Source organism: Cobetia sp. PDI-23MA (assembly GCF_059507735.1).
The window spans coordinates 3,978,293-4,001,634 of record NZ_CM183352.1 but is presented as its reverse complement, the minus strand read 5'-3'; the positions used below and the strand labels follow the sequence as shown (position 1 = coordinate 4,001,634).

Genomic DNA, 23,342 nt, shown 5'->3' with positions numbered 1-23,342 from the left:
GCGACCTCACATCCAGTTGTCAAAGGGGCGGCCATTGTATAGGCCAAGCCACGAGTTATCCACACGACATCTGCCGCAAAAAGTACTGTGGACAACATCGGTATTCTTCAAGCATCCGCATCGGGACAGGCTGGGGAGCATCCGCGTACAAGATTGCGACTGTGGACAAGACGACAGTTATGCACATAGCCATACACAGGCTGAACGCAGGTTGCCCACCACTTATCGCCAGAGCTGTCCTGTCGACATGCCATTGAGCAAAATGGGAAAAATCAGGTTATCCACAGCGACTGCCTTCCTTAATAGTTATTGGTTATTCAGAACTACTTTCTTTGTAGTGATGATAGAAGACCAGACTGGCAGGACTTCGCGTGAGACACCGAGAACCGTCATCGAGAGCAGAGGCTCAGGTTATCCACTGCAACTTTTCGGCACGCCCATCACCGGATCAGCGATCACGCCGGTTCACTCATGGCGGCCCACCTGACCAGACATTCCGCACAGAGATTCCGCGCAGGCATGCAGCGTCGACAGTCCGCTGATCCGGTGGCCATTCGGCGGCACCTGATGGCCCAACGACGGCAGAGCGAGATTTTTTGCACCTGACGGCCTGTCTTTCCCGTGATCCAGGTAAGACACGAAGCGCCATATGGCGGGCGGCGTAGACGATATCTGTCGTCAAGTGCCGCGAACGGGCTGTGGACAACTTCCCACGCGACATTGCAAGCCACTTGCAGATTCACTAGAATCCCTGCCCCTGACCAATCTGCCCTGTCCTCATGTGGATACAGGGCAACATTCGTTGACCTTTTCCAAACAACCACGTGGGAAGAAGCAGCTATGAAACGCACATTTCAGCCGAGCGTCCTGAAGCGCAAGCGCACACACGGTTTCCGTGCTCGTATGGCGACCAAAGGTGGCCGTGAGGTCATCCAGCGTCGTCGTGCGAAAGGCCGCAAGCGTCTGAGCGCCTGATCGAGGCCCGGATGTCCCGTCAGGGATTTCCCCGGCAGCTTCGCTTGCTGACTGCCGGGGATTACCGGCACGTCTTCGATCACACCACCCTCAAGGTACACGGCAAGGGGCTTCTGGCCCTGGCGTGTCCGAATGACCTGGGACATGCCCGCCTGGGGTTGGTGTTCAGCAAGAAGAACGTGCGCCGTGCCGTAGATCGCAACCGCCTCAAACGTCTGACGCGCGAATCCATTCGCCTCCGCCAGCAGCGCCTTCCGGCCGTCGACATCGTCGTACTGGCCAAGCGAGGCGTGACCGAGCTGGACAACGAGACCCTGCATCGCCAGCTGAACGGCATGTGGGCTCGTCTGGAGAAGGACGCCAGACGCCAGAAAGCGGCTAAGTCAACGCCACCTGCCTGACGTGACACCTGCCCGGTGCGTCCGGCATGTGGCGTTTTTTTCGTTATACGCCCTACCGTTCGTCCCCGGACTCATCTGACTCCCCGCCAGATTGATTCACCCTCCAACGGGTATACACCATGGACGTCAAACGATTACTCCTCGTGATTCCGCTTGCGGTTGTCGCCTATCTGATGGTGGTCCAGTGGAACAAGGACTACGACCAGCCGGCTGCGGAAACACAGGCTCCCCAGGTTGCCTCTCAAACCGCCAATGACACTGCGCAAGGCCTTGAAGCCCCAAGCAGCAGCACGACTGCCAATGGCGATACCGGCCTCTCCACGCCGGATAGCGCAGCAAGCACGCCGAGCAACAACCTGATTGAAGTCAAGACTGACGTGCTGGACCTGCGTATCGATCCGCAGGGCGGTGACGTGGTCTATGCAGCGCTGCTCGAGCACAAGCAGAACAACGCTTCCGAGTCGCCCTTCGTGCTGCTGTCCGACAATCAGTCACGCAGCTACGTGGCCAAGTCCGGCCTGCAGCTGGATGGCCACAAGGGCCGTATCGCCTTCTCTGCCGACAGCAACAGCTACACCCTTGCCGAGGGTGACGACAGTCTGCAAGTGGACCTGAAGACCGACATCAATGGCGTTGCGGTCATCAAGCGCTTCACCGTCAGCCAGGACAGCTATCAGATCAAGGTCGACTACCTGCTGGACAACCAGTCCCAGCAGCCGGTCAATGCTCGCTTCATCGGTCAGCTGGCCCGTGACAACAGCGCGGACCCGACCAGCGGTAGTGGCATGGGCATGAGTTCCTACTTGGGTGCGGCCTTCTCTTCGGAAGAGAACCACTACCAGAAGGTCGATTTCGAAGACATCCAGGACGGCAGCTTCAAGAATGTCGACGTCCAGGGTGGCTGGGTGTCCATGATCCAGCACTACTTCGTGTCTGCCTGGGTGCCAGCTGACAACCAGAAGAACCTCTACTACACCACCGTCGACAAGCAGAACCGCAACGTCGCCGCCTTCGCGAGCCCGACGACCCAGATCGCCGCGGGTCAGCAGGCTGAGCTCGGCGCGACCCTGTTCGTCGGCCCGAAGGACCAGGACCAGCTGGAAGCGACCGCTCCCTACCTGGAGCTGGTTGTCGACTTCGGCTGGCTGTGGTTCCTGGCCAACCCGCTGTTCTGGCTGCTGGAGCACATCCACGCGCTGGTCGGCAACTGGGGTGCCTCCATCATCCTGCTGACCGTTCTGGTCAAGGTCGTGCTGTTCCCGCTGTCCGCGACCGCGTACCGCTCGATGGCCAAGATGCGCAAGATGGGCCCCGAGATGCAGCGCATCAAGGAAAAGTACGGCAGCGACCGCCAGAAGGTCTCCCAGGAGATGATGAAGTTCTACCAGACGGAGAAGATCAATCCGCTGGGGGGCTGTCTGCCGATCTTGATCCAGATGCCGGTCTTCATCGCCCTGTACTGGATGCTGATGGAATCCGTCGAACTGCGCCACGCGCCGTTCATGCTGTGGATCCAGGATCTGTCAGTGAAGGACCCGCTGTTCATCCTGCCGATCATCATGGGCCTGACGATGTTCATCCAGCAGCAGCTGAACCCGACGCCTCCGGACCCCACCCAGGCGAAGATCATGAAGATGCTGCCGATCGTCTTCACCTTCTTCTTCCTGTGGTTCCCGGCGGGTCTGGTGCTGTACTGGATCGTCAACAACACGCTGTCGATCGCTCAGCAGTACGTCATCACCCGTCAGATCGAGAATGCCGAGCCAACCAAGAAAGGCGCATGATGCCTTTCAGGTTCGCCTGACATGACTCACCCACGACCCTCGCCTCGGCGGGGGTCGTGGCGTTTCAGGGCCCTGATTCCGGGGGCTGCGCCTATACTCCCGCCGCAAGGTGCCTCCCCCATCACCCCGCTTGCTGTCACGGGCCTCCAGCCGCGACAATAGCGGCCATCTCCTTCATTTTCATTCCGGCTTCGCGCCCGAGGTTTGTGCATGTCTACCGCCTACCAGCCTGACTCCATCGCGGCCCTGGCCACTCCGCCCGGCCGGGGTGGCGTCGGCATCATCCGTGTCTCCGGTCCGGCCTGTCAGGCCATCGCCCAGGCCATGCTGGGCCAATGCCCGCCGGCGCGCCGCGCCCACTATGGCCCCTTCATGGGACTGGATACCCAGGGCAACCCCATCGCCCTCGACGAAGGCATCGCGCTCTACTTCCAGGGCCCGAATTCCTTCACCGGCGAGGACGTGCTGGAGCTGCAAGGGCACGGCGGCCCGGTGATCATGGACCTGCTGCTGGAGCGCTGCGTGCAGCTGGGCGCGCGCCTGGCGCGTCCCGGCGAATTCAGCGAGCGCGCCTTCCTCAACGACAAGCTGGATCTCGCCCAGGCCGAAGCCATCGCCGACCTGATCGACGCCAGCTCACGCGCGGCGGCCGAGAATGCGCTGCGCTCGCTCAAGGGCGAGTTCTCGACGCGCGTCAGCGCGCTGGTGCAGCGTCTGATCGAGCTGCGCATCTACGTCGAGGCCGCCATCGACTTCCCCGAAGAGGAAATCGACTTCCTGGCCGACGGCCATGTCGCGGCGCGCCTCAATGAGGTCAAGGCAGAGCTGGTGGGCGTGCGCGCCGCCGCCAACCAGGGCGCTCTGATGCGCGAGGGCATGACGGTGGTGATCGCCGGCCGCCCGAATGCCGGCAAGTCGAGCCTGCTCAATGCGCTGACCGAGCAGGACACCGCCATCGTCACCGACATCGAAGGCACCACCCGCGACGTACTGCGTGAGCACATCCATCTCGACGGCATGCCGCTGCATATCATCGATACCGCCGGGCTGCGCGACACGCCGGACGCCGTCGAGCGCATCGGCGTGCAGCGCGCCTGGGACGAGATCGAGAAGGCGGACCGCGTCCTGCTGCTGGTCGATGCTGCGACTACCTCGGCAACGGACCCGATGGAGATCTGGCCGGAGTTCGTCGCGCGCCTGCCGGACCCAACCCGCCTGACGCTGGTGCGCAACAAGATCGACACCAGCGGCGAGACGCCGGGGCTGACCGCCATCACCGCAACGCAGGATGGTGATGCTGAGCTGGCACGCCACCAGGCCAGCGTGGTGCGCATCTCGGCGCGCGACAATCAGGGCCTCGATGCGCTGCGTGATCACCTCAAGGACATCATGGGCTTCACCGGCACGGCAGAGGGTCGCTTCAGCGCCCGCCGCCGCCACCTGGATGCGCTGGAACGCGCTGGCGAGTCCCTCGACAACGGCGACGCCCAGCTGCATGGCGCCGGTGCCGGGGAGCTGCTGGCCGAAGACCTGCGCGCCGCCCAGATGGCGCTGTCCGAGATCACCGGCGAATTCTCCGCCGATGACCTGCTGGGGGAAATCTTCGGCAGCTTCTGCATCGGCAAGTGATCGCACCGAGCTGACTCCCGCCCGCAGGCAGGCTCTCCTCTTGCCGACAGTGCTTGCGTCTGGCTGTCTCCCTCTCGTTATACTGCCTCTGCCGACCCCTCCGAGTGGCGGAGGTGGGCAGGGGCAGACCGGGAGCCGACATGGCGGGACGCGCGACATCGAACAGACCGCAGGATGCCCATCGCGAGTCACGTGACTCCAGCGCCTCTCCCCCGCCGGCCCCCGCCGCCGAGCTGACTACCGGGCCTCTCCCCGAGGCCCCGTTGCGTCACCTGCTGCTCGACTTCTTCACCCGCCATTGGCCCCGCTATCTGCTGGCCATCGCGTTCCTGATCGGGGTCGCGGGGCTGAATCTGCTGTTGCCGTGGGCGATCGGCGCCACCATCGACGCGTTGCGTGACGGCAGCCTCGACCACGACGCCTTGCTGAACCGCCTGTTGTGGATGATAGGCGCGGGGCTCGCGCTCTATGCACTGCGCTATGCCTGGCGCGTGACGCTGTTCGGTACCGCCTATCAGCTGGGGACGGAGCAACGTGATGCCTTCCATGCCAAGCTGACGCGCCTGGACCCCGGCTTCTACCAGCGCCATCGCACCGGAGACCTGATGGCGCACGCCAGTCAGGACATCGATGCCGTGGAGATGGCCGCCGCGGAAGGCGTGCTGTCCAGCGTCGATGGCGCCATGACCTTCGTGCTGGTGCTCGGCATCATGCTGATCGCCATCGATGTGCCGCTGACGCTGCTCGCGCTGTTGCCCTTCCCCTTCATGGCCTGGGCCTTCGCACGCATCTCGCGACGGATCGGAGAGCGTTTCCGCGAATCGCTGGAGCGCTTCTCGGACCTGAATGACCAGACCCAGGAAGCCTTCGCCGGCATTCGCATGCTCAGAAGCCATGCCTTGCTGGAGGATGAAGGCGCAAGATTCTCGCAGCGTGCCGCCGCCGCCGAAGCCGTCGATTATCGCGTCCAGAAGCTGGAGGCGGCCTTTGATCCGGTGGTGTTCATTGCGCTCTCGGCGGCGACGCTGTTGACGCTGGGCGTGGGTAGCTGGCGCTATCTGGATGACGCCATCACCCTGGGCCAACTGACCAGCTTCACGCTCTATCTGGCGCAGTTGATCTGGCCGATGTTCGCGCTTGGCTGGTGCCTGAATATCCTGCAGCGCGGTGCGGCAGCCGCACGGCGGCTGGCTACCTTCCACGCCGCACCAGAAGCCCTTGAGGACAGCGGCATTCTGGACGATGTCAGTGACCATTCACTACGCCTTGAAATCAATGAATTCCACTACCCGGACAGCCAGCAACGTGCTCTGGGGCCTCTCTCCCTTCAGGTGGCGGCAGGGGGCAGTCTGGGGATCGTCGGCGCGACCGGCAGTGGCAAGTCCACCTTGCTGCGTTTGCTGTCGCGCAGCTGGCCTCTGACACCTGAGCAAGGGGGCCTGACACTTGGCGGCAGAGAAGCGAGTGAGTACACACTATCTGTCTGGCGTCAGCAGTTCTCACTGGTCCCCCAGGACCCGTTCCTGTTTGCGCTCTCGGTGGCCGACAATGTCGCTCTCGCCTGCCCCGAGGCCTCTGACGAGCAAATCCGTGAGGCGCTGCGCGCAGCAGCCTTCGAGGAGGATCTGCGCCGCCTCCCCCAAGGGTTGGAAACGCTGGTGGGTGAGCGAGGCATCACACTCTCCGGCGGCCAGCGTCAGCGACTGGCATTGGCACGCAGCCTGCTCAGCGAGGCGCCGATCCTGCTGCTGGACGACACCCTGTCGGCGGTCGATCAGGTCACCGAACGCACTCTGCTAAGGACTCTGGCGCGCCTGCAGCAACCCGATCACCACGGCCTAAAGCGCACGCTGATCATCAATTCCCATCGCCTGTCTGCCGTACAGGCCTGCCAGCAGATTCTGGTGCTCGAGGACGGGTGCATCCTGGAACAGGGCGATCACGCCAGTCTGCTGGCCGCCCGAGGCGCCTACTGGCGCCTCTGGCAGGCCCAGCAGGTCAACCGCGAAGACGATGCCAAGGCGGAGCGCTCATGAGCCAGGATGCCGCGACACGACACGACACCCTCAGCGGCACTCGCCTGCTCAGCCGACGGCGGCTGGCATTGCTCTGGCAACCGCTGGGCAGGCGCCGCGCAGAGGTCCTGCGCGCGCTGTTGATCCTGATCGCGGCGACCGTACTGGATGTGCTTGGCCCGTGGCTGACCCAGCGCTATCTGGATGACTACCTGATTCCCGGCAACCTCGCTCCCGAGGCCCTGGCAGGCTTGGTGGCCATCTACGTGATCACCCAGCTGGGCGCCGCCGCCGGGCGCTATTTCCAGCAGCTGCGCTTTGCCCGTCTGGCCCTCGCCAGCGTGCGCGATATCCGTGAGCGAGTCTTCACACACCTGCTGCATCAACCACTATCGACCCTCGACAATATCGCCGCCGGTGAATTGGTGGCCCGCGTGACCAACGACACCGAGTCGCTCAAGGAGCTGTATATCGGGGTGCTGGCGACACTGATCGGCAATGTGGTGCTGTTGATCGGCATCCTGTCGGCGATGGCCCTGATGGATGGCACCCTGGCGATGATCGCGACGGCGCTGGTCCCACTCTCCATCGGCATGATCTGGCTGTATCAGCGCTTCTCCGGGCGTGCTGCACGCGAGGTACGCCGCCTGCGCGCCTTGCAGAATGCCAGAATCGCCGAGGCGATCGGCGGCATGAGTGTGCTGCAGGCAAGCAACCAGACCGAACGCTTCAGTCAGCGCTACCATCACCTCAACGTCTCCCAGTATCAGGCGCGCATGCGCACGGTGCGTGTGTCGGGGCTGCTGTTGCGTTCGGCCATCGACCTGATGGCGATGCTGATCACGCTCTCGCTGGTCGCCGTGTTCGGGCTGCGCGAACTGGGGGGCGGTGCGGAACTGGGGGTGCTCTACGCGTTCATCGCCTGGTTGGGTCGCATCAGCGAGCCCCTGATCCAGATCACACAGCGACTGCAAGTCTTCCAGTCGGCGCTGGTGGCGACAGGCCGGCTGGAAGAGGTCCTGGACCGGCCGCGCGAGACGCCTGAGCCAGATAAGCGCGCTGCGAGGAAATCCACGCGTGGGCACACCGACAACACCGTGATAGCGAGTGGTCACTATCAACTCGAGCAGCTGACATTCCGCCATCAGGGTGCGGAGGGCTCGGCCCTCAAAGGCCTGACGCTTGCCATCGAGAGCGGTGAGTTTCTCGGCGTGGTCGGCCCGACGGGCAGCGGCAAGTCCACCCTGCTTGACCTGCTCAGCGGGCAGCGCCCTGCCCCGGGGACTCAGCTGCTGCTGGATGGTCGTCCGCTGATGGAGTGGTCGGCTCGACAACGCGCTACCGCAATCGCCGTCGTCCCGCAGGAGCCCTTCATCCGCGCCACGACACTGCGCGACAACCTGCTGCTGGGGCGTGAGATCAGCCAGCAGAAACTGTCATGGATTCTGCACAAGGCGCACCTGGCACCGCTGATCGATAGTCTGCCGCTGGGGCTCGACACCTTGCTGGGCGAGCGCGGCCTCAGCCTCTCCACGGGTGAGCGCCAATTGCTGGCGCTCGGACGCGCATTGGTCACGACACCACGCGTGCTGTTGCTGGATGAGGCCACCGCCAGCATCGATAGCCATACCGAAGCCCTGTTGCAGCAGGCACTGCATGAACTGCGCGGGGAAGTGACCTTGATCGTGGTGGCACACCGGCTTGCCACGGTACGCGATGCGGACCGCCTGCTGGTGCTGGAACAGGGCCGCATCACCCAGCTGGGGACCCATGATGCCCTGATGGCAGAATCCGGCCTCTATCGGCGGCTATGGCGAGAAGACATCGCGCACTGATCAGGCAGATCAACATCCTCGACAATGCAAACGCCCCCACAGGCATGGCCTATGGGGGCGTTTGCAATCCGAGCTCATGATATGGCGCTCAGCGTTCTGCGTTCACCTCAACCATCACGGCTTGCGAGGGCCGCGTGGCTTGTTGCTCTGTTTCTTGCCAGGCGCTGTCTTGCCAGAAGCGGTCTTGCCAGGCGCTGACTTGCCAGAGCTTTCCTTGCTGGCGCCGCCCTTGGCCGCCTTGCCTCTCATGGCATTGCTTTCCTGCTTCTCACGCAGGGCACGCGCTTCACGCGCATCCAGCGGCTTGCCGACATCCTTGTTGTCTTCGGGACGCTGCTTGGCCGCGTACTTTCTGGGCAGTTTGGTCGTGCTGTTCGGGTTGACCTGACCATCACGACCGATCGCCGGCGTGCTGCGCATGCTGACCCGCGTGGAACCTTCGCGGCGGCCCTTGCCCGGCACGCTGGAGGACCAGTCGCTCCAGCTGGCAGAATCCTTGCCCGTGCCCTTGCCTGCCGTCTCGCCCTTGCCACGCGGACGAGTCGGTTCGACAGCGGCCGTCGACTTGCGCTCGACAGGCTTCTCGCTGACGCGCTTGCGGCTCGGCGCGGAATGCCCATGCACCTGATCCTTGATCTGGGCCTTGATGCTGGTCTTGGGCTTGGCGGTCGCGGAATGGCGCTTGCCCTTGGCCTTGGATGTCGCACCGTCGCTGCGAACACGTGGCTTGGCCCAGCCTTCACCACGCTTGAGCTTCTCGCGCTTCGGCTTGGCCTGGGTCACCTCGACATCACTGTCACGCTTGACCTTCTGATTGAGCTTGCGCAGTGCCAGCAGTCGCTCGCGCGACATTGGCTTGGGCTCGCTGCGCTCGCGTGCGACCTCCTCCGACAGCCACCACAGGCCCTTGTGCTCGACGGCAACCGACTGCGGAGCCGGCAGCGCGCCCTTGAACACCTTGACCACTTCCTGCATGGCGGTGGAGAACTGACGGTCGAACTGCCACGGCGGATTGATCACCAGCATGCCGGAGCCGTACATGCCGTGCTCGCCTTCCGGCGAATCGATCGTCAGCTCACTGCGCCACATCGGTGCCGGCGAATGCTTCTTGAGGCGCTCGAGCAGGTCATGCTGACGCCCTGCCGGCAGCAGCGGGTACCAGATCATGATGGTGGCATGACGTGACTTGCGCAGAGTCTCGACCACGACCTCAGCGACATCACGGTAATCATTCTTCAGCTCATAGCTGGGGTCGATCAGCACGGCGACGCGCGGCGTGGTAACCGGCACGGCCGCCAACAGACCGGACAGACCATCCTGCTGACGACGCATGACCTTGCCGAGGCTGTCACGCTGCACCGGCGCCTGATCGAAGTGGTAGATCTCGCCCGGATGCAGCTCATAGGCCAACAGGCGATCACCACGGCGCAGCAACTGGCTCAGCCACCAGGGCGAACCGGGATAGACGCTCAGCTCGCTGGCGCCGCCCTTGGCGGCATCCGGCTGCATGTCCGCCAGACGTGCCAGCCAGCGAGCCAATGGCTTGTCAGCTGACGAAGACTTCGGCTCACCCGCATCGGTCAGCCAGCGATCACGCACCTGCCACAACGGCAGAATGCCCTGCTCGTATTCGCGCAGCTGTTCCGTCTCGCGGGCCGCCAGCGGATACCAGCCACGACCGGCGTGAGTGTCGATAAACGTAACGGGAGATTCTTTACGTAATAGCTGCTCGGCCAGGGTGGTGGCGAGCAGGTGCTTGTGCAGGTCGGCAAAATTGCCAGCGTGATAGGCGTGCTGATAGGCGAGCAAGAGCGCCTCCTTGATACGGCGATATCTGCCACATCCAGCGAGGCAGCAGAGAGAAATCGGGGGCGGCGACGAGAGGAAAACCAGACAAGGCCGCCGAAGGGGCTGAAGGATAGCAGAGATGATCACTTGTCACCCCAAAAGCTGTACTTGCCAAGCAACGAGGCCCACGCAAATGCGCAGGCCTCGTGGTCATTCACCATCATGCCGCCATGGCAGCTGGTGGATACTCAGCTTTCCATCGGCGTCAGCGTGATCTCGACGCGACGGTTCTGGGCGCGCCCGGAGGCGGTGTCGTTGGATGCCACCGGGCTGGCTTCACCATAACCGCGCATGTTCAGACGGTTGAAGGCGATGCCACCATTGGCCAGATAGTTGCCGACGGCCTGGGCACGCAGTTCGGACAGGTTCTGGTTGTAGTTGCTGGCACCTGTGGAATCGGTATAGCCCGCGATGTTGACGCGCGTCTCGTCGTATTCCTTGAGCACGGTGATGACACCATTCATGACCGGCTGAATCTGGCCGGACAGGGTGCTGGAGTCGGAGCCGAAGGTGACGTTGGACGGCATGTTGAGGATGATCTGGTCGCCGACACGCGTCACGCTGACACCGGTGCCCTGCAGCTGATCACGCAGCTTGGCTTCCTGAACATCCATGTAATAGCCGATACCACCGCCCGCGGCGGCACCCGCAGCGGCACCGATCAGCGCCTTGTCGAGACGATGGTTACCACTCTTGGTCGCCCCGGCGATTGCGCCGACGACCGCACCGATGCCGGCACCCTTCGCCGCACTGGAGGTCTGCTGCTCATTGGTATACGGGTTGGTCGTGGTACAACCCGCCATCGCGACGGCGGCTGCCAATGGCAGGGCCAGGAGTACAGACTTCTTCATGGTAACGCTCCCTATTTACACACTCATTAAAGGCAAGACGACAATTGCGCAAATAATCGTCATGCCTCCGATAATGCCTGATCAATCAGGTGTCGAACATGGCCAGCAGGTCATTGAGGAACAATAAGCCCTGGGGCGTGGCGCGCAACAGCACGTCATCCTCAACGATCAGCCCGCGCGAGCGCGCCTGGCTCAGGCCCGGCTCCAATGCCTCGCGATCCAGCCCGGTCGTGCGACGCAGATCCTCGAAACTGACACCCCCGGTCAAGCGCAGTGCATTCATCATGAACTCCAGCGCCAGCTCATCGCGGTCAATTTCCTGCTGGCCCGCCACGAACCCGCGAGGGTCCTGCATCCTGCGCAAGTACGCTTCAGGCTGACGACTTTTCCAACGGCGTTGGAGTTGCAACTCGCCGTTCAAGTTCCCAGCCGAGTCGGTTTTCAACAACGTCAACTTGCCGTGCGCGCCCGCTCCGATACCCAGGTAATCACCGAATTTCCAGTAGTTGAGGTTATGACGCGCGCTGCGCCCTTCAAGGGCATAGGCGGAAATCTCGTAACGACGGAAACCGGCAGCCTCCAGCTCGGCGTGACCGTGATCCTGGATATCCCACAGCAGATCATCTTCCGGCAGTACCGGCGGGCGCGAATAGAACTCGGTATTCGGCTCCAGCGTCAATTGATACCAGGACAGATGGGTCGGCTTGAGTGCCAGCGCACGCCGGATATCATCCAGCGCCATCTCCAATGTCTGGCCCGGCAGGCCATGCATCAGATCAATATTGAAATTGTCGAAGCCCGCCGCCCGTGCGCTGGCCACCGCGCGCCCGGCTTCTTCAGCCGAGTGGATGCGCCCCAGCACCTCGAGCTGCTCCGGCTGGAAGGTCTGCACGCCCAATGACAATCGATTGATACCGGCGGCGCGATAGGCGGCAAAGCGGCCCTGCTCCAGCGTGCCGGGGTTGGCCTCCAGCGTGACCTCGCAGTCGGCAGAGAACGTCATGCGCGCCCGCAGGCCATCGAACAGTCGCTGGTAAGCCGCCCCGCTCAGCAGACTCGGCGTGCCGCCGCCGATGAAGATGCTGTGCAATTCACGCTCGGGCTGGCCCTGCAGCAACTGCAGGTCCTGATCGAGATCGGCCAGCAGTGCCGTGATGTATTCCGCTTCAGGCAAGCCGGCATCACGCCCGACCCCGTGGGAGTTGAAGTCACAGTAGGGGCACTTGCGCACGCACCACGGCACGTGAATATAGAGCGACAGAGGCGGCAGGTTCGTGGCGGACATCACGCTTGACCGCTCTGCGCGACAAGCGCCTCGAGCAACTGCTGCATCGCACGCCCCCGGTGGCTGAGCCGGTTCTTGGTCTCGGCATCCAGGGCGGCGGCGGTCATGTCATGCTCCGGCAGCCAGAAAAGCGGGTCATAACCGAAGCCCCCCTCGCCTTGTGGCGCGTCAAGGACACGCCCTTCCCAACTGGCCTGAACGATGATCGGCACCGGGTCTGTCGCATGGCGCAGATAGACGAGCACGCACCAGTAGCGCGCCGTACGCGCGTGCTCAGGCACGCCCTCAAGTGCTGCCAACAGGGCGGCGTTGTTTTCACCATCACCACTACCTTGCTGACGCCGCGCGGCAAAGCGTGCGGAATAGATGCCCGGCTCCCCACCCAGCGCATCGACTTCGATCCCGGAATCATCTGCCAATGCCGGCAGGCCGGTGACCTCTGCGGCGTGGCGTGCCTTGATCAACGCATTCTCGACGAAGGTCAGCCCTGTCTCTTCGGCGTCACTCACTCCCAGCTGCCCTTGAGGAATCGGTTCGATCCCCAGTGGTGCGAGCAGGTGGGAAAATTCACGTAGCTTGCCGGCATTGCCACTGGCCAGTACGAGAGAAGAAGCGGACATGTGAATCTCCGGGATAGGAACAACGAGAATGCGGCCGCGTGTGAGTCACACGGGCGAGGCGCTTGCAGCCCCCATTCTAGCGCGTGAGGCCGGTGCGTACACGCAAGGGGGCTGCGACAGGCACGACTGAGATTCTTGGTGTCATGGGCCGATGTCACTCATGTGCTCAACTTGATGACTGACAGGCAGATACAGGCTATCTGCCCCAGCGCGGGCTAATGCCTGTGCAGGATTTGTCTGTGCCTCGCGGCTCAAGGAAGTAAGCATCAACCGAAAAAAACGCGTAACTCGATGATTTTTATAACTTTAAAGTAGGAGTTAAAAGAAATGTTCGTTATGCCATCTAGCACTATGCGCAGCGCCAGCCCTCAGATGTCACTCGACTAGACTTCAAGACAACCATCGAATCACCGTGGATTCATGTCTCCGCCTCAGCCTGCTGATGATGAGCCCCCAAAACGCTTGCGACAGGAGCGCCCCATGACTGCTACCAGAGTCCTGTTCGTGACAAGCCCTTCACCGCAGACCGAACTGTTCGTCGAGTACCTGCAAGAGACACTGAAATGTGTCGTCGAGGCCTGCCACCATGAAGCCCCACTGCCGTCATCTCCCGGCCTGGTGCTGATCGACAGTACCCAGTGCAGTCTGGCCCAGATGATGCGATGGAGCCATATCGACAAGATCGCTGCCTTCAATGTCGAGCATGAAGACGATGCCATCTCACTACTTCTGAATATTCCCTTCAGCGGAATCTTCTATCGCCACGACAGCCTTGAACAAATCAGCAAGGGTATCGGCAAGATACTCGAGAATGAAAACTGGCTGACTCGCAACACCATGCAGACATTGATTCGTCATTATCGTCAACAACTACAGATTGCCTTCCAGCCTGTCATGGGACTGACACAACGGGAGCTGGAAATATTGTCACTCGTTGCATCACAGCAAAGTAATGCAGATATCGCGCATAGATTGATGTTGAGCCAACACACCGTGAAGTCTCATTTATATAACATCTTTCGCAAGATCAGAGTCCACAACCGCCATCAAGCGATCCAATGGGCCCACGAGCACCTCAATTTTTACATCCCCAAGCGTACGACGGAGCCGGAATCCTGAGGCTCAGGTGACGCTGGACGAGCATGTCTTCCAGCAGGTGGATCTGTGAGATCACCACAGTGACAGAGCATGCCTCAAACCGGCTACGCGTAGTAAGCGCTTCACTTTTCAAGCGTGAAATGACTCATACGCAGTGCTGCGTCGTATTCCTGACACTCACTGAATGAGAGGATACAAAAAGACAAGCAAGGTTACGCAATAACACTGAACAGAAGCATTTCGGCATTAGGTATGTGGTACCTTTTAACTTGTGGAAAGCTTGGTAAAAAAGTGCAAAGGTTTGGTTTTTATTGTACTTACCAGCGAGGATATTACACTTGCCTCGTCGTCTTCCAAGGTTGTGCACTGTTTTTCCAGTTCTTTTTGGTGCATCGAACGCAAAAGGACTGAAAAAGCTACCTGCATAACTTATAAATTATTTATAAGTGGTTGCCATATCTGCCTTATCGCGCAATCCTTGGATAGGGACAAACGCGTAATGCCCAACGCGTCATCTTCCCCATCCCACAGGATGACCCCAACCATACTTCAGATATGGCTCCGCCAAGAAAAATCGGTACGACAACTCAGAGGTCTCGCACCATGATTACAGGGAACGCAATGGTGCTGCTGGTGACTGACTGCAATCCGCAGTCAGCGCTTTTCATGGAGTACATTCGCCAGCAGCTTGAGTGTCAGGTGGCTTCCGCAAGCCCCGACGAGGATTACACACCCGGGCAGGCAGAAAGAACGATAGTGCTGCTGGACACCGACCACGTCGATGAAGGCACGATGCAACGCTGGGATGCAGATGCCAGCCAGGATACCAGCACAGAGCTGGCCGCTATCAACATCAGTGATGAAGAGGAAGCTGCCAGCCTGCTGGTCAGTACCCATCTTCAAGGCGTGTTCTACCGACAGGACAGCCTCTCACTGATCAGCAAGGGCATCGCGAAACTGCTGGAAGGCGACATGTGGATGTCCCGACCGCTGATGACCCGCCTGCTGGATTTCTATCGCCGTCAGCAGCTCAACGCCTATCGCCCGGTCTGTGGTCTGACCCAGCGTGAGGTGGAAATCATCGGCTTGCTGGGCACGGGCGCCTCGAATACCGAGATTGCTGACCAGCTGTTCGTCAGTGAACACACGGTCAAGTCACATCTCTACAACATCTTCCGCAAGATCAAGGTGCATAACCGCATTCAGGCCATGAACTGGGCACGTCAGAACCTGGCCATGCCTGTCTCGCGCACCCCACGCATCGCTCGCAGAGCACAGATGTCGTGAACGGTCGGGGCATGACAAGCCGCCAGGTACTCGCTTGGGGACTGACATGCTTCAGTCTGTCGCCCGCCTTCGCGCAATCCGCGCCGGAGGCGGTGCGACCCGAGGTATCCGTTGCCAGTGAAGAGCAGCAGGCTCGCCGTCAGGGAGAGGATGGGGTCGCCATCCAGCGCGCGCGCCCCACGCTCTCCGACGGTCTAAATGGGGTGATGATCGATCGCACCATGACCATGATCGGCAAGACCTTCTTCCGCCAGTTCAGCCAGCAACGCCTCGACAGTCCAGCCATCCGCAACACATCTCTCAGTATCCACGAACGCCCCTCTGCACGCTGGGGCAGCCTCATCTGGATCACCGAAGGCAACAACGTTCTGTATGAAGCGACGCTCCCTCCGCGCCTGAATGACGTGGATATGTACGCCAGCGCCGCTGTATCAAGCGTCTCCGACCAGTTCCTGCGTCGCAAGGTCATGGAAGCCCTGCGCAATGACCCGGACATGGCCGGTGACGAATTCTGATGTATCGAAGACCGACATAATAAATGGGCTCCGGACACGGAGACCCTGACAATACGCAAGGGAACAGGGGAACATCATGAAGCATCAGACACTCGCGGTGTCGTTGCTGTTATCGGCGATGCCGCTATATGCCGGTGAACTCATCTATCAGCCCATCAACCCGAGCTTTGGTGGCAACCCTCTCAATGGCAGCTACCTGCTTGGCAAGGCCCAGGCCCAGGACACCCACGAGGATCCTGATGCCTACTCTTTCGATAGCCTCTCCGATACCGAAATCTTCATCAATGACCTGCGCAATAGCCTGGTCTCTGATGCCATCACCGACGCTGTAGAAGCTACGGAGCCCGGCCGTTCCAGCGTGATCGACAGTGCGCAGCTGCGCATTGAAGTGGTCAGCAACGGCAATGGCGGTTTCTCCATGCAGGTGCTTGACCGCGCCACAGGTGAAACCACCGTCATCAACCTCGGCACATCAGGCAATTCATTCTGATCCGCTACTGATGAAGGGTTTCGTCCAATGAAGATACTCACTCTCATGCTGGCCGCTGCCAGCCTGGCGCTTGCAGGCTGTGCGCCGATGGTTGCCAATACCCAGGGTCTTGAAGGGGTGCCCAGCACCTTGATGCCAAGAACCGCCACCTATCAGGACCTGATCAGTCTACCGCCCCCTGCCGGACGTATTCCGGTCGCCATCTATGACTTCCGTGACCAGACGGGCCAGTACCGGCCTGCCCCTGCCAGTACTTTCTCTACGGCGGTCACCCAAGGCGGCGCCGCCATGCTGAGCGCCGCATTGTCGGACTCCGGCTGGTTCATCCCCCTCGAGCGCGTAGGACTGCAGAACCTGCTGACAGAGCGCAAGATCATCCGCGCCAACATGGAACGCACGGGCCAGAATGATCTTGCCGCGCTGCAAGCCGCCAACCTGCTGTTCGAGGGTGGCATCATTGCCTTCGACTCCAATGTCAGAACAGGTGGCGCAGGCGCAGAATACTTCGGCATCGGCGCCTCTGGTCAGTATCAGGTGGACCAGGTGACGGTCAATCTGCGCGCTGTCGATATCACCACGGGGCAGGTCATCGCCAACGTCAATACCAGCAAGACGATCTACTCACGCGAGCTGAGGGCGGGCGTCTATCGCTTCATCGATTTCAGTCGCTTGCTGGAGATGGAGGCGGGGTATACCAGCAATGAACCCGTACAGATGGCGGTCATGTCCGCCATCGAATCTGCCGTGATTCACTTGATTGCGCAAGGCGTCGAACGCCAGCTCTGGGTTCTCCAGGACCCGGGCAGCCTTCAGACATCAGAGCTGATGGATTATCTGCAAGCCCCGACTCCGATGTTGTAGAGCCAACCCATATTCAAGCCCCCGCAGAGAGTATCGTGGTATTCGCAGTGATTCTCTCTCCCTCAAAAGGCAGTCACCTCGCAAGAGGTGGCTGCCTTTTTTCGTATTGGTACAAACATAAGAAATAAATAAAACAACAAATCATGAAATATCATGCGCCTAATACCGTCAACAGTAATACCTCCCTGAACGGTGCTGAAAACCTGACCACTCTTTGTCATTACTCGCCGCTATTTGGCAAGACATTATGAGTAGCAATCTCTAGCCCTCATAAACCCGAAAAGGACTGATGGTGATGGCCTCGATAAAGAACAATAGTTAGGTCACTTAGACGGTCACCTGGATGGACTCGTGCCATGGCTACGGCAAAGCATCAACAAAGAAGAATGCTACAGGCCTGCCTTTTCTTCTCATCACTGACACTCAGCTTGTGGGTGTTGGCCAATGACCTGGCGACCACCTCCGAATTAAGAAGCAGCCACTCAGTGGCCGTCATCGAGCAATCTGGCACGTACAACACAGCGATGATCGCTCAGCATGGCAATAGCAATGTCTCATTGATTCGCCAGAGCGGTGCTCTGAATGAAGCAGAGGTCGATCAGTATGGCAATGGGAACACGGCATACACGCTGCAAGAGGGTGCCCTGCATGAAGCCAGCATTCTTCAACATGGCCAATATCATGCTGCGCTGATCATTCAGCAAGGCGTTGGGCAAAGCGCCAGCATTCAGCAGATAGGTATCGGGGGAAGCGCCACGCTTCTACAACAGGCCAGTAGTCAGGTACCGGCAAGTATCACTCAATATTCACGGGGCCATATGCGTGTCCAGGTCATACAACAATGATCTTTACTACAATGACTTACATGACATTGTCATATGATAATAAGTCTTGTGAAGATGGTAACTTAATATTCGCTTTCGTCGAATCGATAATACGAATTTTGCCTGGCTAGGTGTAGGGTGCCGGATGATCGGATTTCACAACGAAGCTATCCTTTGTTAGCCTCTCGTGAGCTCATCAAGCAATTGATTCAGGAAAAGCTTCATGGACATCAAGCTGCATAAGCAAGCGACGACGACACCGAAAATCCGTGCCGACATCCAAGCAGCTCCCTCCAGCATGACGAACAAAGATCTCGCTCGTCAGTTCGGGGTCAGCGTCTCAACTATACAACGCTGGCGCTATCGTGATGATGTCCTGGATCGTTCCCACACACGTCATAACCTACTCGCGACTCTGACCTCAGAACAGGAAGAGATCGTCATCGCCGCACGTGAACTGCTTCGCCTGGGGCTCGATGATCTACTTGTCGTTGCTCGGGAATTCCTGAACCCAAATCTGTCGCGTTCCGCACTTCAGCGCATGCTCAAACGACGTGATGTACCGACTCTCGCCAAGCTGGCGCGTCAAGATGCGAAGGAGGACGAAAAGCCCAAGCATCGGCCTTTCAAGGATTATGAGCCCGGGTATGTGCACATTGATATCAAGCACCTGCCCCAAATGCCTGACGAAGATCAGAAGCGTTATCTCTACGTCGCGATTGATCGTGCCACTCGGTGGGTGTATCTGGAGGTCAGATCAAGTCAATCTGCAAAGGACGCCCAGGCGTTCATGAAGCGTGTGGAAGAGGAGGCTCCCTTCACGATTCGAACCGTGCTCACGGACAATGGTAAATCCTTTACCGATCGCTTCACCGTGGGTGGCGAACGTAAGCCCAGTGGAAATCATCTTTTCGACCAGGAATGTCAGAACCATGGTATTGAGCATCGATTGATCAGGCCAGGCAGACCCCAAACGAACGGGATGGTGGAGCGCTTCAATGGGCGTATCAGCGATGTTTTGGCGACTCGGCGTTATGACTCAAGTGAGGATTTAGAACAGACACTCGAGCGTTATTGCTGGCTCTATAATCACCACATTCCTCAGAAGGCACTACAGCACAAAGCGCCTATAGCAGCAATGAAGGAGTGGCAGGTCGAACGACCTGAGCTGTTTACGCAAGCTATAGTCAATCAGACGGAACCCGACAGCTAGGAGAGGTTCTCACTCACATGTAGTCAAGAGTCCTGCATGACGAACACAACCTTCTGGCAAGAGCACAAAAGAGCAGTAGCAGTAGCAGTAGCAGTAGCAGTAGCAGTAGCAGTAGCAGTAGCAGTAGCAGTAGCAGTAGCAGTAGCAGTAGCAGTACAACATGATGTCATGTCGCGGATAACGAAAAACCAGACCGTCATCATGTCAGGGGATGCACGACCAGAAGCAAATAAAAAATAAAAACACAACTCAAAAAACGATCTACACAAGGGAACAAACCATGAAAATCCAAATGAGCTTGCTGGCTGCCGCTGTCGCTTTTTCTTCACATGCGATGGCAGTGGACAATGCTTCCGACATCGATCAAACCGGTTTCGCCAATGGCGCGATGGTCACCCAAGGTGATCGCAATGGAAACCCGTTCAACGCTGGCGAGCATACCAGTGATATCGACCAGACAGGTGCCTTCAACGGCGCCACTGTCTACCAGAGCGGCGTCGCGAGCATTGCCAGTGTCAATCAGCAAGGCCTGGCCAATATGACGGATGTCCTGCAGAGGGGTCAGGCACAGATAGCAACTGTCTACCAGGAGGGGCGCCGTAACCACGCCGATGTCGACCAGAAAAGCTTCAAGAACACGGCAACCATCACGCAGGATGGCCTGCGTAACAACTCCGTCTCCAAGCAAGGCGATAGCGGCCCGAACTCAAGTGGTCGTTTCAATGACTTGACCGTGACCCAGACAGGCGCCTTCAACTCGTCCATCGCCACGCAAAGCGGTAGTCACGAGAAAGCGACCGTGATCCAAATGGGCCTCGGCCATGATTCGGATGTCGAACAGAGCGGTGAATACAACGTCGCTTCCGTCAGCCAGAGCGGCATCTACCATGACTCCAGCGTGTTGCAGAGCGGAAAGTACAGCAAGGCACGTGTCATGCAGACGGGGGCTTTCAGTGACTCGGACATCGCACAATCCGGCAAGCATCAGCGAGCTCGTGTCATGCAAAGCGGCACGTCACACGATTCCGAGATCAATCAGGGGGGGGGCTACAACCGTGCCAGCGTATCTCAGTCTGACTTCCACAATGACTCAGAGATAGACCAGTATGGTTACGGTAACCGCAGCATGGTCATTCAAAGCGGCGCCTTCAATGACTCTGATATCAAGCAGGCTGGCCTGGGCAATCTAGCCGTGATTGAGCAAAGCGGTTTCAATAACGATGCCAATGTCACGCAGGTTTGGGCTGTTGATAACGAGTCCTACATTACCCAGACCGGTTACAACGACAGTGCGACCGTGCTGCAGGTAGGCGGACATAACGAATCCACCATTCTGCAGCAGGCTGGCGGCTTCATGAGTTTTGCGCCGAATACTGCCAATGTGACGCAGACTGGTTTCACCAACACTTCCACCATCACCCAGACTGGCGGTGGCAACGTGGCCAACGTGATGCAGTACTGATCATGCCCCAGCCAGGATGTCTTACAGAACCCCGCGCAAGCGGGGTTTTTCGTTTTCCCACCCAGTGGATCCATATAATGGAAGGCCGCTGACAGGGTTGTCAGCGGCCTTCCAGTACCAACCGCGAAACACCTAACGCAGCGACACGTTACTTCTTTGGCGCTGTCACGGCCCCCTCCGGGAAGGACTCGCGATAACTCTCAAGGCTTTCATCCACCATCTGGCGGCCCTTGCTGACCTGCTTGTTACCGCCGACGATCCGCGCCTTGCCCTTCTTGATCTGGCCATTGCCCTTGTCGATCAGCGCCTGGCCCTTGGCGATATTGGATTCGCCATCATTGACCAGATTCTCACCACTGACGATCTGCTTCTCACCTGCCGCGACCAGTGATTTGCCTTCTTCCCACTGATCTGCCAATTGGTCACGCACCTTGGCGACAGCCTTGGCTTCCTCAGCCTGACCGCGCATGAGATCAGCGGTTGTCGGCTGGCTGGAGCAGCCCGCGAGCAGTGCCAGACTGATGGCAGCGGCGGCAGTATTTACCCATTGTTGGCGCATGATATTTCCTTTCCAGATGCATAGCTTCCCAACCAAAGCCAAGGCTCACTCGGGAGCGCACTATGCAATACAAAAAAGGGCATGGCGCTCATTCCGCCATGCCCCATGACAATGATCGCTCGTCTCAATGTAGCCTGAGCTGCTCACGAATCAGGCGAGCCAAGGTGACATTAGCGTTGGGCGCTGTCGTGTCGATGTGGACCAGCTGACCATGCTCTTCCGGTGCGAATGGCTCGCGATTGGCCAATTGCTTGTCGAGCACCTCGAGACCTGCCTCGGACGCCTCACCACTGCGCTGGCTGCGCTTGATGATGCGCTTGCGCAGCGTCTCGTCATCGGCCTCGAAGCTGATCATCAGCACCGGCAGGCCACGGGCTTCTGCCTCATGACGCAGGCGATCACGCTGCACCTTCTTCAGGCAGGTGGCATCGATGCAGACGGGGATACCCGATTCCAGCAGCGTGGCGGACAGATGCGAGAGTCGCTCGTAGGTCGCATGGGTGGCCTGCGGCGTATAGATGCCACCATTGAGCCCGGACTCGGTATCGGCATCCGCCGCAAAGCCATACAGGCGCTTGCGCTCCACATCACTGCGAATACGCACGCCGCCCAGCTCACGCACCATCTCTTCCGTGAAGCGACTCTTGCCGCTACCGGAGACACCCACACCGATGATCATGTAAGGGAAGCGGATCTCGCTATAACGCTCCGCCAGCTCGATATAGCGCTCGTACTCGGCCAGCACATCGGCCCGATCCGCTTCACACAGGTCCGGCTGGTGATAGCGAATCATCGCCACCTTGGCCCGGATCAGTGCGCGATAAATCTTGTAGTACGGCAGCAGACGCACCAGCGAGTAATCACCGGAGAGCTCAAGATAACGGTTGAGTGCATGATGGGCAAAGGCCTGCTCATCACGCGCTTCGAGATCCATCACCAGGAAGGCCAGGTCACAACCGACATCGTTCCAGCGCAATTCTTCATTGAACTCGATGCCGTCAAACAACAGGGCACGGCCTTCATGGCGCACGGCGTTACCCAGGTGGATATCGCCGTGGGTCTCACGCACGAAACCTTCCTGCCAGCGACGCTCGAATTCGGGATTGAGGCGCTGGAAGGTCTCTTCTGTCCACTGCTTGAGCAGCGCGAGTCGCTTGATGGCCTCGGCATCATCGCCGAGGCGGGGACGAATCAGCTCGAACTCGTTGTCGATGGTACGGCTGACCATCTGCGGGCTACCCAGCTCGCTATCGCCCTGGATGCGCTCGGCCTGCTCGTGGAAGGCCACCAGCTGGTCGACCAGATCATCCAGCAATTCCAGCGACAGCTCGCCACTGGCCTGCAGGGCGCTGAACAGATGGCGATTGGAGAACTGGCGCATCTTGACCGCGTACTCGAAGACAGCACTGTCGTCTCCGATGCGCGGAGCCTCGGGCGTGCCCGAGATCGCCACGGTATCCAGATACAGCGTCGGTGCCAGACGGCGGTTGAGGCGCACTTCCTGTTCGCACAGGATCTTGCGGCGCTCTAGGGTCGAGAAATCCAGGAAGCTGCCGAAATCCAGCGGCTTCTTGATCTTGTAGGCGTAGTCGCCGGTCAGCACGATCCACGAGATATGCGTCTCGTGCACTTCGATATCCTTCACGGGGTGATCGAAGCAATCGGCTGTGTGAAGGGCTCGAATCAAGGCCTGGCTCAAGGTCGTCTCCGCTAGGGCAAGCTGGCTATAAGGTCATTAGCGCAATCGCTATCGTTGGCGACAAGTGTACCGGATGGCAGCCCGCCCGGCA

Annotated in this window: 21 protein-coding genes; 15 read left to right on the top strand and 6 right to left on the bottom strand. The window is 59.6% G+C overall.

Annotated elements, in window-relative coordinates; genetic code table 11:
- Positions 1-840 precede the first annotated feature (840 nt).
- From rpmH to AC5WNJ_RS17030, 6 genes are all read left to right on the top strand, one after another.
- Positions 841-975: a 50S ribosomal protein L34 gene (gene rpmH / locus AC5WNJ_RS17055; RefSeq protein WP_043331656.1), complete on the top strand. Its 135-nt coding sequence runs from the start codon at positions 841-843 to the stop codon at positions 973-975.
- A gap of 11 nt (positions 976-986) precedes the next feature.
- A complete protein-coding gene (gene rnpA / locus AC5WNJ_RS17050) occupies positions 987-1,376 on the top strand; it encodes a ribonuclease P protein component (RefSeq protein ID WP_176675826.1) in 390 nt (129 codons plus the stop codon).
- 119 nt (positions 1,377-1,495) lie between these two features.
- Positions 1,496-3,160: a membrane protein insertase YidC gene (gene yidC, locus AC5WNJ_RS17045; RefSeq protein WP_495930283.1), complete on the top strand. Its 1,665-nt coding sequence runs from the start codon at positions 1,496-1,498 to the stop codon at positions 3,158-3,160.
- 210 nt (positions 3,161-3,370) lie between these two features.
- Entirely contained in the window at positions 3,371-4,789 is a 1,419-nt protein-coding gene (gene mnmE / locus AC5WNJ_RS17040; protein ID WP_495930282.1) for a tRNA uridine-5-carboxymethylaminomethyl(34) synthesis GTPase MnmE, read from the top strand.
- Positions 4,790-4,929: 140 nt separating this feature from the next.
- Positions 4,930-6,825, top strand: coding sequence for an ABC transporter ATP-binding protein (locus AC5WNJ_RS17035; protein WP_495930280.1), 1,896 nt, complete (start codon positions 4,930-4,932; stop codon positions 6,823-6,825).
- The gene (locus tag AC5WNJ_RS17030) at positions 6,822-8,639 is read left to right on the top strand and encodes an ABC transporter ATP-binding protein (protein WP_495930279.1); all 1,818 of its coding nucleotides are present in this window, start codon (positions 6,822-6,824) and stop codon (positions 8,637-8,639) included. The genes AC5WNJ_RS17035 and AC5WNJ_RS17030 overlap by 4 nt, the downstream gene beginning before the upstream one ends.
- A 114-nt stretch (positions 8,640-8,753) precedes the next feature.
- Here the strand turns inward: AC5WNJ_RS17030 and AC5WNJ_RS17025 are convergent, their stop codons facing one another.
- The 4 genes from AC5WNJ_RS17025 to rdgB all read right to left on the bottom strand — a co-directional run bounded on the left by AC5WNJ_RS17025 (position 8,754) and on the right by rdgB (position 13,243).
- Complete coding sequence (locus AC5WNJ_RS17025) at positions 8,754-10,448, bottom strand: 23S rRNA (adenine(2030)-N(6))-methyltransferase RlmJ (protein WP_495930277.1); 1,695 nt, start codon at positions 10,446-10,448, stop codon at positions 8,754-8,756.
- A gap of 227 nt (positions 10,449-10,675) precedes the next feature.
- Positions 10,676-11,338, bottom strand: coding sequence for a YiaD family glycine zipper/OmpA-like lipoprotein (locus tag AC5WNJ_RS17020; protein WP_253063498.1), 663 nt, complete (start codon positions 11,336-11,338; stop codon positions 10,676-10,678).
- Positions 11,339-11,423: 85 nt separating this feature from the next.
- Positions 11,424-12,623 (bottom strand): radical SAM family heme chaperone HemW, encoded by a 1,200-nt coding sequence (hemW, locus tag AC5WNJ_RS17015; RefSeq protein ID WP_495930276.1) that lies wholly within the window; start codon positions 12,621-12,623, stop codon positions 11,424-11,426.
- On the bottom strand, positions 12,623-13,243 hold the full coding sequence (gene rdgB, locus AC5WNJ_RS17010; RefSeq protein ID WP_495930275.1) for an RdgB/HAM1 family non-canonical purine NTP pyrophosphatase: 621 nt from the start codon (positions 13,241-13,243) through the stop codon (positions 12,623-12,625). Before rdgB ends, hemW begins: the two co-directional genes overlap by 1 nt.
- A gap of 480 nt (positions 13,244-13,723) precedes the next feature.
- Between rdgB and AC5WNJ_RS17005 the strand changes: the two genes are divergently transcribed.
- The 9 genes from AC5WNJ_RS17005 (at position 13,724) to AC5WNJ_RS16965 (ending at position 20,993) form a co-directional block, all read left to right on the top strand.
- Complete coding sequence (locus AC5WNJ_RS17005) at positions 13,724-14,362, top strand: LuxR C-terminal-related transcriptional regulator (protein WP_495930274.1); 639 nt, start codon at positions 13,724-13,726, stop codon at positions 14,360-14,362.
- Positions 14,363-14,944: 582 nt separating this feature from the next.
- Entirely contained in the window at positions 14,945-15,628 is a 684-nt protein-coding gene (locus AC5WNJ_RS17000) for a LuxR C-terminal-related transcriptional regulator (RefSeq protein WP_495930273.1), read from the top strand.
- Between the two features lie 11 nt (positions 15,629-15,639).
- Positions 15,640-16,143, top strand: a complete 504-nt coding sequence (locus AC5WNJ_RS16995; protein ID WP_495930272.1) for a CsgE family curli-type amyloid fiber assembly protein — start codon at positions 15,640-15,642, stop codon at positions 16,141-16,143.
- 76 nt (positions 16,144-16,219) lie between these two features.
- Positions 16,220-16,633 (top strand): curli assembly protein CsgF, encoded by a 414-nt coding sequence (locus AC5WNJ_RS16990; RefSeq protein ID WP_176675816.1) that lies wholly within the window; start codon positions 16,220-16,222, stop codon positions 16,631-16,633.
- Positions 16,634-16,660: 27 nt separating this feature from the next.
- Complete coding sequence (locus tag AC5WNJ_RS16985) at positions 16,661-17,494, top strand: CsgG/HfaB family protein (protein WP_176675815.1); 834 nt, start codon at positions 16,661-16,663, stop codon at positions 17,492-17,494.
- A 356-nt stretch (positions 17,495-17,850) separates the two neighbouring features.
- On the top strand, positions 17,851-18,339 hold the full coding sequence (locus AC5WNJ_RS16980; RefSeq protein ID WP_495930271.1) for a hypothetical protein: 489 nt from the start codon (positions 17,851-17,853) through the stop codon (positions 18,337-18,339).
- 202 nt (positions 18,340-18,541) lie between these two features.
- A complete protein-coding gene (locus AC5WNJ_RS16975; protein ID WP_495930270.1) occupies positions 18,542-19,531 on the top strand; it encodes an IS481 family transposase in 990 nt (329 codons plus the stop codon).
- A 36-nt stretch (positions 19,532-19,567) separates the two neighbouring features.
- Positions 19,568-19,771: a hypothetical protein gene (locus AC5WNJ_RS16970; RefSeq protein ID WP_495930269.1), complete on the top strand. Its 204-nt coding sequence runs from the start codon at positions 19,568-19,570 to the stop codon at positions 19,769-19,771.
- Between the two features lie 40 nt (positions 19,772-19,811).
- Entirely contained in the window at positions 19,812-20,993 is a 1,182-nt protein-coding gene (locus AC5WNJ_RS16965; protein WP_253063515.1) for a hypothetical protein, read from the top strand.
- A gap of 148 nt (positions 20,994-21,141) precedes the next feature.
- Here AC5WNJ_RS16965 and AC5WNJ_RS16960 read toward each other — a convergent pair whose 3' ends face one another.
- Together AC5WNJ_RS16960 and AC5WNJ_RS16955 are read right to left on the bottom strand one after the other, a co-directional pair.
- The gene (locus tag AC5WNJ_RS16960) at positions 21,142-21,552 is read right to left on the bottom strand and encodes a hypothetical protein (protein ID WP_176678572.1); all 411 of its coding nucleotides are present in this window, start codon (positions 21,550-21,552) and stop codon (positions 21,142-21,144) included.
- A gap of 124 nt (positions 21,553-21,676) precedes the next feature.
- Positions 21,677-23,197 (bottom strand): bifunctional aminoglycoside phosphotransferase/ATP-binding protein, encoded by a 1,521-nt coding sequence (locus AC5WNJ_RS16955; protein WP_495930268.1) that lies wholly within the window; start codon positions 23,195-23,197, stop codon positions 21,677-21,679.
- Between the last annotated feature and the right edge of the window lie 145 nt (positions 23,198-23,342).

Excerpts from the sequence above, each read along its gene's own strand:
- hemW (WP_495930276.1), bottom strand. The coding sequence starts at position 12,623 with ATGTCCGCCACGAACCTGCCGCCTCTGTCGCTCTATATTCACGTGCCG.
- AC5WNJ_RS17035 (WP_495930280.1), top strand. The coding sequence starts at position 4,930 with ATGGCGGGACGCGCGACATCGAACAGACCGCAGGATGCCCATCGCGAG.
- AC5WNJ_RS16985 (WP_176675815.1), top strand. The coding sequence starts at position 16,661 with ATGAAGATACTCACTCTCATGCTGGCCGCTGCCAGCCTGGCGCTTGCA.
- rpmH (WP_043331656.1), top strand. The coding sequence starts at position 841 with ATGAAACGCACATTTCAGCCGAGCGTCCTGAAGCGCAAGCGCACACAC.
- mnmE (WP_495930282.1), top strand. The coding sequence starts at position 3,371 with ATGTCTACCGCCTACCAGCCTGACTCCATCGCGGCCCTGGCCACTCCG.
- AC5WNJ_RS16970 (WP_495930269.1), top strand. The coding sequence starts at position 19,568 with ATGACGAACACAACCTTCTGGCAAGAGCACAAAAGAGCAGTAGCAGTA.
- rdgB (WP_495930275.1), bottom strand. The coding sequence starts at position 13,243 with ATGTCCGCTTCTTCTCTCGTACTGGCCAGTGGCAATGCCGGCAAGCTA.
- AC5WNJ_RS17000 (WP_495930273.1), top strand. The coding sequence starts at position 14,945 with ATGATTACAGGGAACGCAATGGTGCTGCTGGTGACTGACTGCAATCCG.
- AC5WNJ_RS17020 (WP_253063498.1), bottom strand. The coding sequence starts at position 11,338 with ATGAAGAAGTCTGTACTCCTGGCCCTGCCATTGGCAGCCGCCGTCGCG.
- rnpA (WP_176675826.1), top strand. The coding sequence starts at position 987 with ATGTCCCGTCAGGGATTTCCCCGGCAGCTTCGCTTGCTGACTGCCGGG.
- AC5WNJ_RS16975 (WP_495930270.1), top strand. The coding sequence starts at position 18,542 with ATGGACATCAAGCTGCATAAGCAAGCGACGACGACACCGAAAATCCGT.
- AC5WNJ_RS17005 (WP_495930274.1), top strand. The coding sequence starts at position 13,724 with ATGACTGCTACCAGAGTCCTGTTCGTGACAAGCCCTTCACCGCAGACC.
- AC5WNJ_RS16995 (WP_495930272.1), top strand. The coding sequence starts at position 15,640 with ATGACAAGCCGCCAGGTACTCGCTTGGGGACTGACATGCTTCAGTCTG.
- AC5WNJ_RS16980 (WP_495930271.1), top strand. The coding sequence starts at position 17,851 with ATGGCTACGGCAAAGCATCAACAAAGAAGAATGCTACAGGCCTGCCTT.
- yidC (WP_495930283.1), top strand. The coding sequence starts at position 1,496 with ATGGACGTCAAACGATTACTCCTCGTGATTCCGCTTGCGGTTGTCGCC.
- AC5WNJ_RS16990 (WP_176675816.1), top strand. The coding sequence starts at position 16,220 with ATGAAGCATCAGACACTCGCGGTGTCGTTGCTGTTATCGGCGATGCCG.
- AC5WNJ_RS16965 (WP_253063515.1), top strand. The coding sequence starts at position 19,812 with ATGAAAATCCAAATGAGCTTGCTGGCTGCCGCTGTCGCTTTTTCTTCA.
- AC5WNJ_RS16960 (WP_176678572.1), bottom strand. The coding sequence starts at position 21,552 with ATGCGCCAACAATGGGTAAATACTGCCGCCGCTGCCATCAGTCTGGCA.
- AC5WNJ_RS17030 (WP_495930279.1), top strand. The coding sequence starts at position 6,822 with ATGAGCCAGGATGCCGCGACACGACACGACACCCTCAGCGGCACTCGC.